Source organism: Algoriphagus hitonicola (assembly GCF_900113375.1).
GTDB lineage: Bacteria > Bacteroidota > Bacteroidia > Cytophagales > Cyclobacteriaceae > Algoriphagus > Algoriphagus hitonicola.
This window is the reverse complement of record NZ_FOPC01000018.1, coordinates 1-14,272: the sequence shown is the minus strand read 5'-3', so window position 1 is coordinate 14,272 and position 14,272 is coordinate 1. Positions and strand designations below refer to the sequence as shown.

The 14,272-nt window shown below is 37.4% G+C and carries 10 protein-coding genes and 1 pseudogene; 6 read left to right on the top strand and 5 right to left on the bottom strand.

What is annotated here, in order from left to right; all coding sequences use genetic code 11:
- Positions 1–518 precede the first annotated feature (518 nt).
- The 5 genes and pseudogenes from BM043_RS17965 to BM043_RS19745 form a co-directional block, all read left to right on the top strand.
- The gene (locus tag BM043_RS17965; RefSeq protein ID WP_092794245.1) at positions 519–1,898 is read left to right on the top strand and encodes a Fic family protein; all 1,380 of its coding nucleotides are present in this window, start codon (positions 519–521) and stop codon (positions 1,896–1,898) included.
- A gap of 838 nt (positions 1,899–2,736) precedes the next feature.
- On the top strand, positions 2,737–3,405 hold the full coding sequence (locus tag BM043_RS17960; protein WP_092794242.1) for a DUF6577 family protein: 669 nt from the start codon (positions 2,737–2,739) through the stop codon (positions 3,403–3,405).
- Between the two features lie 64 nt (positions 3,406–3,469).
- Positions 3,470–3,661: a nucleotidyl transferase AbiEii/AbiGii toxin family protein gene (locus BM043_RS19805; protein WP_218144168.1), complete on the top strand. Its 192-nt coding sequence runs from the start codon at positions 3,470–3,472 to the stop codon at positions 3,659–3,661.
- Between the two features lie 104 nt (positions 3,662–3,765).
- A complete protein-coding gene (locus tag BM043_RS19650) occupies positions 3,766–4,350 on the top strand; it encodes a nucleotidyl transferase AbiEii/AbiGii toxin family protein (RefSeq protein ID WP_218144169.1) in 585 nt (194 codons plus the stop codon).
- 649 nt (positions 4,351–4,999) lie between these two features.
- Positions 5,000–5,473, top strand: a pseudogene (locus BM043_RS19745) (transposase); the annotation flags it as partial.
- A gap of 41 nt (positions 5,474–5,514) precedes the next feature.
- Here the strand turns inward: BM043_RS19745 and BM043_RS17940 are convergent.
- Positions 5,515–6,270 (bottom strand): hypothetical protein, encoded by a 756-nt coding sequence (locus tag BM043_RS17940; RefSeq protein ID WP_092794235.1) that lies wholly within the window; start codon positions 6,268–6,270, stop codon positions 5,515–5,517.
- Positions 6,271–7,258: 988 nt separating this feature from the next.
- On the opposite strand from BM043_RS17940, the gene BM043_RS17935 reads away from it, so the two are divergent.
- Positions 7,259–8,185: an IS1595-like element ISAhi1 family transposase gene (locus tag BM043_RS17935; protein ID WP_086558051.1), complete on the top strand. Its 927-nt coding sequence runs from the start codon at positions 7,259–7,261 to the stop codon at positions 8,183–8,185.
- A gap of 297 nt (positions 8,186–8,482) precedes the next feature.
- On the opposite strand, the gene BM043_RS17930 is transcribed toward BM043_RS17935, so the two are convergent.
- The 4 genes from BM043_RS17930 to BM043_RS17915 all read right to left on the bottom strand — a co-directional run.
- Positions 8,483–8,824: a hypothetical protein gene (locus tag BM043_RS17930; RefSeq protein WP_092794233.1), complete on the bottom strand. Its 342-nt coding sequence runs from the start codon at positions 8,822–8,824 to the stop codon at positions 8,483–8,485.
- A gap of 162 nt (positions 8,825–8,986) precedes the next feature.
- On the bottom strand, positions 8,987–11,389 hold the full coding sequence (locus BM043_RS17925) for an OmpA family protein (protein ID WP_177188518.1): 2,403 nt from the start codon (positions 11,387–11,389) through the stop codon (positions 8,987–8,989).
- Entirely contained in the window at positions 11,386–12,396 is a 1,011-nt protein-coding gene (locus BM043_RS17920; protein WP_245753075.1) for a PorP/SprF family type IX secretion system membrane protein, read from the bottom strand. The genes BM043_RS17925 and BM043_RS17920 overlap by 4 nt, the downstream gene beginning before the upstream one ends.
- Positions 12,363–14,272 (bottom strand): DUF7507 domain-containing protein (locus tag BM043_RS17915; protein ID WP_092794226.1); only part of this gene is annotated, 1,910 nt, incomplete at its 5' end. The genes BM043_RS17915 and BM043_RS17920, both read right to left, overlap by 34 nt.

Below are 14,272 nucleotides of genomic sequence, written 5' to 3'. Positions count from 1 at the left end.
AAAGCCGTAAAGTGGTATGTTGAGTATCAAAAGAGACTGACTATGTGGCAGACAATAAAATTTTTAGGAACCGTCTTTATCAGCTTCTTCGCCATGATTGGAGCATTGGGAGCTGAAAACCCATTCCCGCTTTTTGGGGTCGCTTGTGGTATTTGGATCATTTATATTTAGAGCCTACGGTCAAAAAGAAAAAAGGAACTGGACTTAGAGCGGCTAATCCGGGAAATCCTAGGTAAGCTCAAGAATCCAAAAAGAAACTTTAATGACGCAAAAGTCCCCAACAGAAAGAAACAAAACGAACCTAAGCTAACAAGCGTAAAGCCCATTCTGGAAAGAAAGGGCTTTTTCATTTGAGTGTCTTGACTCATGCAAAGTATAAACCCTCAATTTTAAGGTTTTTGTGACTAATCCCGACACTTTCTTGACGCGATTTATCGCATCACGTCATTTATAATGACGCAATTCTTGTTATTGCGTCATTTTTGTAATAATATTGTCGCGATACTTAAATATGTTGCATGGCAGTCAAAAATGAGCTTGATATAATTAGGAAAACATTAGCCTCATTTCCTGATGGCTTATCAATAGAACAGCTTCTCCTACTACTGCCATTTTCAATTCAAAAGAGAGCTCTTCAGAGACGTCTTAAACATCTTAAAGAAAACAGCCTCATTAAAGTGGTAGGAGATGCCAGATCCACGAGGTATTTTTCCAATGTCATAGAAAATCCCGAATCTTTTACTGAGATTCAAAATAAGGATGAACCCCTAAGATCAATCCCTATTTCACAAGATGGAAAGGACGTTTTAGCACTAATCTCTCGTGCTGAAACTCAAAGAATACCAATTGGATATGACCGCAGCTTTTTAGAAAATTATCGCCCAAATATTGACAGCTATCTAAATAAGGAAGAAAAGCAAAAGCTGGCGCAATGGGGGAAAACAAGGAACGATGAACAGCCAGCTGGCACATATGTCAGAGAAGTATTGAATCGCTTATTGATCGACCTTTCCTGGAATTCAAGTAGACTAGAAGGCAACACCTATTCCCTCTTGGATACGGAGCTGTTAATCCATAACGGAAAAACCGCCTCGAACAAGTCTCCGATGGAAACTCAGATGATTCTCAACCACAAGGAGGCAATCGAGTTTTTGGTAGAATCGTCTGAAGAGGTAGGCTTCAATCGCTATACTTTTCTCAATCTCCATGCTCTACTTTCAAACAACCTGTTGACTAATCCCGCTGCATCCGGTAGACTTAGAACATTTGGCGTAGGAATCACCAATTCCGTATTTACTCCGTTGGGAATTCCGCAACTCATCGAAGAATCTTTTGACCAAATACTGGCAAAGGCAAGCCAAATAGAAAATCCGTTTGAGCAGGCTTTTTTTGTATTGGTTCAACTTCCCTACTTGCAACCTTTTGATGACGTTAATAAGCGAGTATCAAGATTGGCTGCCAATATCCCGTTAAACCGACACAACCTTGCTCCTCTTTCATTTATAGATGTACCGGAAGAAAGCTATATCAAAGGAATGCTAGGCATTTATGAATTAAACCGCATCGAATTATTCAAAGATGTTTTTTTGTGGGCCTATGAGCGGTCAGCCTTAAGGTATGCGGCGATTCGACAATCCCTTGGGGAGCCAGATCCTTTCCGAATGAAATACCGAGAAGAAATACGTGGTATCGTCAGCCTAATCGTCAGCAATGCAATGGAAAAAGAAGCTGCATCCCAAGCAATAAAATCTGAAGTCAAAAAATTACCAGAACCAGACCAATCCAGGTTCGCTGAAGTAGTAGAAACAGAACTCCTTGGACTTCATGAAGGAAATTTTGTACGCTATCGAATCAAACCTTCTGAGTTTTCTTCTTGGAAAACGAAATGGGATTCTTAAAAAAGACGGTCAAATTGAAATCACAACTCATATAAATTCTCATTCCAAAACGCTAAATCATTTTTTTCATAATGCTATAAGCTCGAAAAAAAGAAAAGTAGGACAAATCGGTGGACAAATTTTGGGACAATTTGAATCAATCGGAATTGATTTGAATTTACAAACAGTCTAAGAAAGGGTATAAAAAACAAAAAGTTGATCGTAAAATGATCAACTATTTGTTTAGTATCAGGAACAGCGCTATCATAACCTACTGTTTTTTAGTTACTTACACTACATCGAGGATAATTTAGGGGACAGGTTCATTTTGCTTTTACAATTTTAAATACATTTGAATTGAATCATTTTAAATATCTTCAAATGAGGCTTCAATCGCCTTATAAGCTCCTTTTTTTGTTTTCGGATTTTGAATGATTTTTTTCTTTTTGATGTGAAATCAGATAACTTTTCTATTTTCAGTCAGGTTAAAATTTTCAAATGAACCACTGAATTTTCTACCAATTTGAAGGTTTTTAAATGGTTTGAAATCGAATTCATTTGAATGGTTTTAAATCTCTTTTCAACCTCGAACAATTCGTACGGTACGAAGTGTGCGAGGCATACGAACCGTACGAATTAAGACTCTTACCATCCTTAGAAGTCATTGCTCAATTCCTTTTAAAAGGAATCCAAAATGAAAGTTTCAGCTAACTTCTTTTCGGCAGCATTTTAAATTTGTTGCCAAAATATAGTTCTCTACATTTGTACAAAACTCTACGATATCTCAAAGGAAACGCTACATATTGAAGACTTAAGGAATCATTTCCAAAATCAACCAAAATTCTCCAAGTCAGAATTAATGGACTTCTTTTGCTCAAAAGATCAGGAAGTCAAAGCAACAACGGTGAATTGGAGAATTTATAAACTTGTTCAAGAAGGCATTATAACCAGAGTTTCGCGCGGCGAATTCAAGCTCGGCTTTGGAAAAAGCTATTCTCCTGGGCTATCAAACCAACAAATTTCCCTTTATCGAAAATTGAAAACTGAATTTCCGTTTCTTTCTATCTGCATCTGGAATACCTCAGTTATTAATGAATTCATGCTACATCAACCTGGGAGATTTTACAACTTGGTAGAAGTTGAAAAAGAAGGAATGGAGAGTTTATTCTACTTTCTAAAGGACAAAAACATTCCAGTATATTTGGATCCAACTCCAGAACTGATCAGAAGATATGTTAACGATGTGAAAGATCCTTGGATTGTGAAGCTGCTTGTCACCGAGTCACCTACTCAGGAAATTAATGGAATAACTACAGTAACACTGGAGAAAATATTGGTTGACATTTTTTGTGAAGCATTTCTATTTGATGCGCAACAAGGATCAGAAATGGACCAGATTTTTAAAGAAGCTTTTGAAAAGTATGCAATCAGTGAAAGTAAGATGCTGAGATATGCTAGCAGAAGGAGAAAAAAACAAGAATTGGAAATCTATTTAAAAGAAATTTCAATATATCGGCAGCAATTTTAATTTATTGCCAATAAATAGTAAAATGATAAGTAAAGATTCATTACATATTGACTGGATAACCAAGGTGTCTACAGCAAACAGAAAGGCTGATAAGATATTGGTAGAGAAAGTTATCCGAGCACTACTTCTACTTGAGGGACTGGCAACACAAAAATTAGATTTTGTCTTTAAAGGAGGGACTGCTTTGATGTTGATCCTGGAATCATCCAAACGGCTTTCCATTGATGTCGATATTATCGTAGAAAAAGAACCCTAAGATTTCGAAAGACTTTTTGAAAATTTAATAGAAGATCAAGGATTTACAAAATTCGAACTTCAGGAAAGAAAAGCTGGAACTAACATCCAAAAAGCTCATTACAAATTTTTTACACGCCTAGTCACCAAACACTGGCAGAAGAAGAAAGTATCTTACTTGATATCCTTTTTGAAAAAGTAGGGTATCAAAAAATTGAAGAAATCCCAATTGATTCAAAATTCATACTCTCTCAGGGAGATCCAATCATCGTGCGAGTACCATCAGTAGAGGATATACTCGGAGACAAACTGACCGCTTTCGCCCCTAATACCACGGGTATCCCCTACTTCAAAGGAAAAACGAGCATGAGTATGGAAATACTAAAGCAGCTCTATGATGTGGGAAATCTAATCGATGTTGCAGAAGACTGTACGTTGGTGAAAACCACCTTCGAGCTATTTGCAGCAGTTGAACTTAAGTACCGAGAATGTGAAGTAAGTGTAGATGGGGTTCTAGAAGATATTTACCAAACCGCCTTATGCATAGTCAGTCGAGGAATTGAAGGAGAAGGTAATTTTGAGGAATTACAAACAGGAATTCAACGGGTTTCTAGATTCATTTTCTCCGAAACATTTCATATATCGACAAAGCAATTACCGCTGCTTCAAAAGCAGCCTACATGGCAGTCCTTCTACGATCCAAAAATGTAACAATCGAAAAATACGACGATCCAAAAATCATGAACGATTGGTCAATTGGAGAACCGCTTTGGCCAAGATTAAACAGATTAAAAAAATCAAATCCAGAAGCATTTTTCTATTGGTATAAAATATTTGAATTGGACAAGAGGTCATTCTAAACGATCAATACAATAAACTCAAAAATGCCTATAGACATGTTTTCTGGCATTTTTTTTTCCTCAAATTTTCCCGAGTTGTAGGCAATTCTCAGCTTTGGAATTTTAAATTCATTTGAATCGTTTCGAAATTCAATCCTCGGACAATTCGTACGGTACGAAGTGTGCGAGACGTACGAGACTTACGAGTTAGGCTCCCCGCCTTTTTCTTTTTGTTGAATTAAAAGTTTTCATCGGCTTTCAATTCAGATCGTAATTGACTTTTTAAGGCAATTCTCAAAATTTTAATTTTGAAGGAATTTCTATGTTTCACCATAATCAACCTGGTCAAATTAGCCGGGGAAGCACTGAGGTGCCTGAGTTTTTCAGCATGGGCAACATTCAACTATGCATTGATTGCCGTTTTAGATGCGGTTTACAAGAGTTTAGAAACAAAAAACCAGTTCAGATTAAATTCTGGACTGGTTTTGAGAATAAGAAATCTTGAGTTATTAAGCAGGCCCTATGTAAGGAGCAAAGAAAGGACGCATTACCTGAGTCTGGTTACTGATGCCTTCAGCAGGAAGATTATGGGCTATGGGCTGAATGATGACATGAGTGCGGAAAATGTTGCCAAGTTCCTCCAGATGGCCATTAAAAAAAAATCAGACTTGCCACTGATTCATCACTCCGATAGGGGGATTCAATATTGTTCAGGATTATATCAAACTCAATTACGCTTTGCTCAAATACAAACGTCTATGACAGATGGATATGATTGTTAAAAATGCATTAGCCGAACGAGTAAACGGGATCCTCAAACAGGAATTTGTGTTAGATAATTGCGCCAATAGAAATGAATTACTGAATCTGATCCAGGAATCCATACAAATCTTCAACAAGGAAAGATCACACCTAAGTCTGAATATGAAAACCTAAATCAAATGCATCAAAAAACCGAGGAAGAAAACCTCCATCGGCCAATTTTACAATCTTAAACCTGTCAATCTATTTAAGGACATATCAAACATTTCAAATTTCATTTTTTTGCTGCTAATGCACGATTGCTTTGAATCTCTTCTGCTATTTTCATCAATTCCATTTTTGAATAATTTCTATAGTTTGAATTCTTATCTTGTTGATTCAAATTTGGGGTAGCTAATGTAGAAGATGATTCAAAAGAATTCTGATTAACTGGATCTGATCCAAAGATCTCTTGATTTTTAATCTCAAATGCAATGGTAGAGTCACACCCAAATTCGACAAATACCCTCACAGTATAAGTTCCTGGAGTCAGATTTTTTGCCTTCAAAGTATCTTTTAATCCATTACACCATTCAATTTTAACTGTTTGATTTCCGTATGATTTTATATTTAGAGAAGCGCTCCCCAAGATTCCTGAATCTACATTTGCATGATTGACTTCATTTAGGTCGACTTTGACGGGAATTGGAAGTTGAATCATAAACTTTTCCGTCACCTGGTTCCCCGAGTTATCTTTTATTAATACAGTATATGATCCAGGATTTAGATCGTATAAAAATTGGCCGCCTTCCTGATTTTCCCACGAAACTGAATAGGGAGGATTACCGCCTTTGATATCTAGAAAAACATATCCTTTCTCTTCGATACTACAAAGATTCAATTTACCAATGATATTGACAGTAAGAGCCAACTCCTCATCATTATTAGAATCCTTAGTGGTTTTTTCTTCTAAAATCTCCCCTGCCTTTATTTGAATAAAAAACCCAACAAAGAAAAATAGAAATAAACTGAAAATTATTCTTGTTTTCATGTTTGCCCAGTTTTAATTACGAATATTGAATTTAATTTTTTGTTGTTTGTGTGATATTTTTTGAATCTCATTATTTACAGTACTGTTTTTTGTATTTTGTAATGATGTTTATGTCAATTGTAAATCGTTGAGTTGTTCCATTAATAATCAAATTATTTTTCAAATTTCAAAGTATTTTAATAAAAAAAATCACAAAATTGGAAATATTTAATTTTTAATAACAAATGAGATATTTATCTAATAAGAAAATTAATAACATTATTTATATACAAAAATTAAAAGTACAAATAACTGTATTTCGTATTAAATAAAATGCTATTAAAATATTTGTTGGATAACTTAAATTACTTTAAATACAAAACTTACCTGTATTTATTTCACCACAAATAGCAGGAATTCTTATATCCATCTCCCAAAGATAAAGCCATTATAATTAGATGCCTTGAATGAGTTTTATTGTTAAACCTACCAAAAAGTGTTTGATGAACTTATGATCTAACTTTTTGAAAATTTTCTATCTTATTTCGGAATCTTTATTCCTATTTATTACTTGTACAGACAACTATCAATCTTAAAAATCTCTATTGATTTATTTTGACTTTTACATTGCAGACTTCCGGCATATTTGATAGTCCAGTAATAAGAAAATTTAAATATTTCTGTTAATATCCTAAAAAAGATTCTACAATAGGGTCTCTTTGAAAAGTAGCTGGCAGGCATTTCCATAATATTCAAAGGTTGATACTATGGAGGGAATTCATTTTTCCAATAATTAATTTCAGATGAGTAATCCGTTCTAACACAGCTTAAGGCGGGGATTTGAAAATTGACCAGCTGTAATACTAGGAAGTTGATCGAGTAGACTTATCGCATTATTTTATATGACTCTACGGAATCGTGCACGTTGCCAAATTTTCTTTGACAGCCCATGTCAATTGTTTTCGTAGTTTATTGAAGTGGTGTTTCTTGGATAAAAATACATAAAGCCATGAATATCATTGAATTTATAACATATTTTCCAGACGAGGAAAGCTGTGAGATCTTCCTGAAAACCTACCGTGAAAACAGCGGTATTTACTGCAAAACCTGTAAATGTTTTCCTAAACAGTATTGGTATAGCGGAAGCAAGTTTTTTGAGTGCAGTAAATGCAGGCGAAGGACTTCTCTCAAGGCGGGGACAGTGGTGGAGGCAAGCAATTTGTCTCTACACATCTGGTTTACTGCGTTTTTGTTGATGTCTGCCACCAAAAAGGGCTTTTCCTGCCTTGAATTTCAGAGACAGTTAGGGTTGAAAAGATATGAGACCGCATTCAATTTGATGCACAAGATCAGAGCGATAATGGGCAAAAGAGACGATCTGTACCTACTCAAAGGCATGGTGGAATACGATGAAGCGTATGTGGAGAAAGCCACCAAAAAAGTGGTTCAGGAGCGGTTGAAGCGAGGAAAAGGAAGTCAGAAACAGGCGATAGTAGCCGTTGCCTCAGAATCAACCCCTCTGGAAGATCCGCTGTCAGGAAAAATGAGCAGCCATTGCGGCTTTTTAAAAATGAAAGCGCTGGGCGATGTGACCAGAGAATCGGTGGAGGAGTTTGTAAAAGAGTCCATTGATTCCAAATCGGCCCTGTTTACTGATAAAAACGCAGCTTATGTAAACCTGGAAAAGATGGTGGAACAACACATCAAAGTAAAATCTACCTCAGAATCCACCAACGGCGCATTAAACTGGGTGCACACAGCTATCAGCAACTTGAAAAAGAACCTGTTGGGGATCTACCACATGGTCAGTGAAAAGTACCTACAGAATTACCTAAACGAGTTTACCTACAAGCTCAATCGTAGATATTTTGGCGAAAAACTGTTCAACAGACTAATTATCGCCTCAGTTTACCCTTACGTGCAACATTGCGAATAGTCATTTTATTTTATCTAATTTTCCGACTTCTTACCACTATTTAAATGAAAAATGCTTTTCAGTCTAATTTTTATGTTGACTTTCGTCTGTGGCCATTGAACTAATTTACGTGCCATTCGTCATTCTAATTTCCTATGCTGGCAAAATTTCGGACATTCCTATTATTTGCTATTAATTTCATTTGTACCAGAGGAAACCGAATGACAAATAAGGGCGCGAACACTGGATCATGCTTAGTCTTTTACCTCATCTGCATGACTCTCACTTACTTTTTGTTCAAAAAGTAGTACTATTTAATCAAACTTCAATAACAGCATGATTCATGCCGTATGAGTCACTGTATTCAGAAATATTGTCATTAAATAAAATGATTTTAAAAGATTGAGCCTTGGACAAATATTCGATTTGATCGAGTACTCCCATTGTAATATTTTGAAACCCTATAAATAATAAAGATGGTTTAATCAACATTTCACTAAGTATTTTCGAAAAATCTTTGGTGTTATGGGAAACACCAAGATATATAAATTTTTCAGAATTTAATTTCTCAGATATCAGCCTTACATTTTTGAAATCTTTCTCAATTATATAATAATAAATAGAGGGATTACTGTCAAAACGATAGCTTACATCAATCATAATAGTGCTTTTTGGGGTACAATTTTTAACATAAGAAAATACAAATATTTATAGACTCTGAGATAACCCTAGAAGAAATTGTTTATAATGATTTGTTATTAAATGGTCATGATCTAAATCCAGCTTCTAATTGGATAAATATCAAATCGAACTTAAACCGTTTTACAGGGTGTCCACCTTCTTTTGTCTACCAGTATAACCAAATTTGCTGTAACCAACACTGAGTTCAGTTCTTCTATTCAATTGGTGCATAGCAGGTGTGCAAGTCACTGAATTACAGTCGTGAACTGGCTTTGTAAATCCAAACCAAGCAGATTCAAGTCTATTAGAATCAATTCCTCTTTCCACCAAATAAGTTTTGACCACCTCGGCTCTCCGTTCGGATAATTGTTGATTGTAAGTGCCATCTCCACGTTGATCAGTATGTCCTTCAATAGACAAATTCAGTCTAGGCAACTTCTTCAGCATCAATGCCGTCCTTTCTAATTCTTCTTTATGGACGGACCTAAGCATCGATTTATCAAAGTCAAAATAGATCGTAGGAATCTCATTAATCTGATCTTGGAGCCAATCGTGAAGTAGTTCAGGTTCACAGAAGTTAATTTCCTTCAGCTCCTCCGGAATTTCATACTGTTTTGTTGGGTCGGGAAATGCCTCCAGAATCATTTCAGACCTTCTGTTCAATTGATGTTCAAGGTCCGCACAATTCACTCCATCGCCACAATCATTAGTAAGAGCTTGCTCTCCAAACCATTCAAGTCTAACCCTACTTGGCGAAATGTCTCTTTTTTCCAAGAAATCCATTACTGCTTTGGCCCGATTGTTACTCAAAACAATATTGTATTCATCTGATGCTCGCGAATCAGTATGAGAAGCCACTAACAGGTCCAAAAAGGTATACCTCTTCATGAGATCTGCCAACTTTTCAAGAGGTGGAACCGCATCAGGCCTAATGACAAACTTATCTAGATCATAGTACATGATGTCGACATATACTGGCAATTGATAAGGAATTGGAATCAACTGATAATTTCTCTTTACAGTGTCTTCTTCCATTTCTTTAGTGGTAACAGAATGATCCGTGAGAGAAAAATAGCCAGGCTTCGAGATCGTGATATCAAAATCACTATTTGGCTCTAATTCTGCATAAACATTTCCATTGGTACCTCTTCGGCTTTGTACATTTCCCCCATTTGTTTTATCCAGAATATTTGTCAGAAAACTTTGAGTAATAACCTCTCCTTCACAATCAGATACCACTATCATTAGGTTTTTGAAAAGTTCCTCAATGGAATAAATATCATCCATCCCTTGTCCACCTTTTCGGTCAGATGAGATAAAGATCTGATTCGAATCAAATTGCCTATAACTGAAATCATCTGTAGGGGAATTAAATGGAATTCCCATATTCTGAACATTTTTTATTACATCAACACTGTATTCAGAGGAGAAGATATCAAATCCTCCGAGGCCTTTATGCCCATCCGAAGAGAAGTAGAATTTGTTGGAAAATAAAAATGGATCTCTTTCATTGCCTGGAGTATTAACCTGTGGGCCAAGATTTACAGGCGCCTCAAAATTGAAATCATCATCGAAGGCAGAATAGTACAGATCATATCCCCCGTATCCACCCTGCATATTGGAAGCAAAGTATAGTTTTTTGCCAGTAAAATCCACGAAAGGAGAAATAACTCCATGATGCAGGGAGTCATTAAATGGAAAAGCATAAGAATCTAAAAGCTCTCCGTTTTCACCTAGTGTACTGAAATACAATTCGGGAAAAACCGTAATCACTCTTTCCTTTTTGACTTTATTTAACTCTTTAGTAACTGAATAGAATAATACATTCTTTTCTTTGACAAAATAAGGATCGGAAAAATGGAATACTTTTTCAGAAAGTCGTGACAGTTGAGAGACTTGTCCTAAGCTGTCTTTTCGATAGACAGAAAAAAACAGTCGATCATTAAAATTATATTTCTCCTTACCCTGAAATTGATTTTTTGCGTCCAATCTGATAGCTTTTTTTTCTGAAGGGATCACCTCTCCACGGTCACTTGCAAAAAACTTTTGCCCCTGCATTCCTTTCACAATTCCATAATCAGAACCATTTGAATTGACAGAGTCAAAAGGAATGAGCTTAATATTTGAGCGTCTGGAATAAAGTTGTTTCATGAACTCAAAATCGATTTCAGGAAAATCATTTTTAGTATAATTTTTCCCCTCCAAAATCTCTTCTACCACATAGCCTTCACCTGACTTCATACCTGAAATTAGATATTGATAGAAATCCTCTTTAGTCGATTCTTCAAACTGGATTACGATATTCCACCATTCAAAACTTTTATCATAGTCCTGTATTTTTTGATAACTCTCAGCAATTAATTGTGCTGTGGAATATTTCTCTTTTTTGGAATAAGCTTTTTCCAATTCATCAATAGCAAATCCATAGCTCTCATACTTGAACTTATCCTCTGCGAATCTCAAACTCTTATTCTGAGCTTCAACTGAAAGGTGCCCAAGGAAGAACACAACGAAAAAACCAGCTATTTTCCAATACTTTTTCATAACCATCTCGGATTCTGCATAACGTTTCTCTTCTTGAACAAATAATATCCCACAGAAAGCTCATGAGAATTATACTGTTTAAAACTCTCGAGTGCATTCATAGTATGGTCGTAAGCATATCCTACTCTTATACTTGGCGCTATGAAAATTTCAACCAGAGCAGCAACCGCATTCCTTCTACTTAAATCCTTTTGTAGATTTTCGTTCCATAATTGAACATTGGATCGATAGGAAGCACCTACCCAGAGGGTCTCCATGAACAAAAACATAGCATTTAGATCATAATTTAGGGGTGATCCTTTTACATGCTTAAGTAAGAAACTTGGCTTAAACTTCACATCTTCCGAAAGTGAAATCAATCCCCCAGCTGTCACAAAATAGTGAAAGTCATGAAAGCCTAAAGCTACATCTTCCCTGAGGACTGCTTTTTTGCCTAACATATTATAGGCACTGAACCCAGCATAAAATCCATCAGTATGGAAAAAGAGTCCCGCATTAAAATTTGGCGTGTAAAGTCTGACCTTGCTTTCGGGAAGAAGTGGATCGATAGCAGTCTCCGGTCTTAATTTGTCCGGATCCAAAGAGTACTCTGAAACTCCAGATGTAACTCCAAGTCCCAAAAACGATTTCCTCCCAGTCTGTATCCGATAAGCATAGGTTGCAGTTATCGAATTTGTCTGAGTCGGACCGAGTCTGTCACTGAGCAAAGAAAACCCAAATCCCATTGAACCCTCATTTGCGCTCAAGTCACCAGTAACAGTGAACGTTTTAGGTGCACCGGGGAATCCAGCCCACTGATCACGGTAGGTGCTCTGGAAATATCCATCGTTTTTGTACCCCGCATACCCTGGATTAATATGAAGCCCATTAAAGATATACTGGGTGTATTGGGGCAACTGCTGCGCTTGAATTTGGCTGGCAATACCAAGTATTGCCAGAACCAATATACCCAAATTTTTTATAATCAATTTTCTCATTGCTTCTCCTCTCTTATTACTTGAATCCATCCTTTATACTCATGAGTTCTACCTGACCTATCTTCTGTCCAAACGATATAGTAATAGGTTCCGGAGACGATTCCATTGGCCGACCAGTCATTCTGATAGTTGTCTTTTTCATAGAGGTGATCACCCCAACGATTAAATATCACTATCCTTCTCTTGACAAACTTGTTAATACCCTTTATTCTCCAGATATCATTAATACCATCTCCATTCGGAGTGATGACATTTGGTATGAAGAATGGCTTAACCACATTCGCGTCTCTGTCTGAATTATTATCGGTATTGGAATCAGCCTCTGTTGAAGTTACCGTGACAAGGTTAGAAATAACCTGTTCAACTCCACCAACCACATCATTTGCCCTAACCCTCAATCGAATGGTAATAGATGAGCCAGCAGGGAATGAAGGTATGGTCCAAACTACCTGCGAGTTAAAAGCTGAAGTATTGACAGTCAAATTATCCGGATTTTGTGTAATCAAAGATCCGAGGTAGGTTATACCTGCAGGAAGATCATCTACCACACTGACATCGGTTGCATCAGTATCGCCTAGGTTGCTGACTACGATCTCGTATTCGAATTCGTCACCTTCAAACAGCTCAACACCAAAGCTTGTCTTCGTAACTGAAAGATCGACTTCATCGGCTTCAATTATCACGATTACAAAAGCTGTATCACAGTTTGTAGGATTTAGAATCTCACATACTCTGTATTGTAGTATATAGGTTCCCGGTGCATTTAGCCCACCAATCACCTCAAAGTCACCATTTTGGTAAATTATCAGTCCTTGTAAGCCTGCCGCATCAATAATTTGATAATTAACAAGGTTTGCATCCATCTTCTCTCCATTCAGAAGATCATTGTCCAAGATATTACCAAGTTGACCTCTATAACTAACCTTATGCGTTCCAAAATCATCATCTACCGCGTCTATGGTTGGAGGATTCACTGAAATTATCACTGTAGCTGTAGAACAGTTTCCAGGGTTGCCGACTTCACAGATTTGATAAACTAGCTCATACTCTCCTTCAGGGGTACCTGGCTTCACATCTACACTTCCGTCTGGATTGAGCACCAGATACTCATTGCCTTCTAACAAGGTCAGAATTACCTCTTCAGGACTAATCGGACGACCGTTCAAACTATCATTTTTAAATACGTTCACCACAGCGATTCCACCATCAGCACCTTTGATTCCTGTGATTCGATCGTCATTAGCCACTATTTCAGAAACAACAGCCTCAACACGCTCGTCGTCACTGGCTGTCACCGTACTGTTGTCTGGTGCAGTACCAGTTGCCGTTGCTGTATTCTCAATGAATCCTCTGACAAAATCTTCAGAAGTCACTGTGTAGGTTCCGGTCACCGTCTTGCTCTCTCCTGGCTCCAAAGTTCCAATGTTAGTTTCTGTACCTGTCAATGGATCGATTACAATCACATTGGTCAAGGTCACGTCGCCATTGTTGGTCACCACGTAGCTGTAAGTGATTACCTCACCCACATTGCCGAAGGTTGCTCTATCCGCATCATTGGTGATCGTGATCGATGGCTCATCAAGTTGCAGTACTGCCGTTGCGCTGTCCTCGTTCGAGGTCACCGTGTCGTCGCCGTATTCGGTCGTCGCATACGCCGTGTTGGTCACTTCGCCTGCTTCGATGTCTTCGGCCGTGATTGTATAAGTAGCCGTCACAGTCACGCTTGCGCCAACTGCCAACGGTCCGTCTACCGGATCGATGTCCGCAATCTTGTCGTCAACCACCGTGAACGGTCCGGCCAATTCCACATTGCCACTGTTGGTGATCACGTAGCTGTATTCAACCACGTCGCCCACTTCCATGTAGGTTCCGCCTAGTGTAATAGACTTGGCAATCGTCAACGCCG

Coding starts and splice junctions, on each gene's coding strand:
- BM043_RS17930 (WP_092794233.1), bottom strand. CDS start 8,824: ATGATTGATGTAAGCTATCGTTTTGACAGTAATCCCTCTATTTATTAT.
- BM043_RS17960 (WP_092794242.1), top strand. CDS start 2,737: ATGGACTTCTTTTGCTCAAAAGATCAGGAAGTCAAAGCAACAACGGTG.
- BM043_RS17935 (WP_086558051.1), top strand. CDS start 7,259: ATGAATATCATTGAATTTATAACATATTTTCCAGACGAGGAAAGCTGT.
- BM043_RS17920 (WP_245753075.1), bottom strand. CDS start 12,396: ATGGATTCAAGTAATAAGAGAGGAGAAGCAATGAGAAAATTGATTATA.
- BM043_RS17925 (WP_177188518.1), bottom strand. CDS start 11,389: ATGAAAAAGTATTGGAAAATAGCTGGTTTTTTCGTTGTGTTCTTCCTT.
- BM043_RS17965 (WP_092794245.1), top strand. CDS start 519: ATGGCAGTCAAAAATGAGCTTGATATAATTAGGAAAACATTAGCCTCA.
- BM043_RS17940 (WP_092794235.1), bottom strand. CDS start 6,270: ATGAAAACAAGAATAATTTTCAGTTTATTTCTATTTTTCTTTGTTGGG.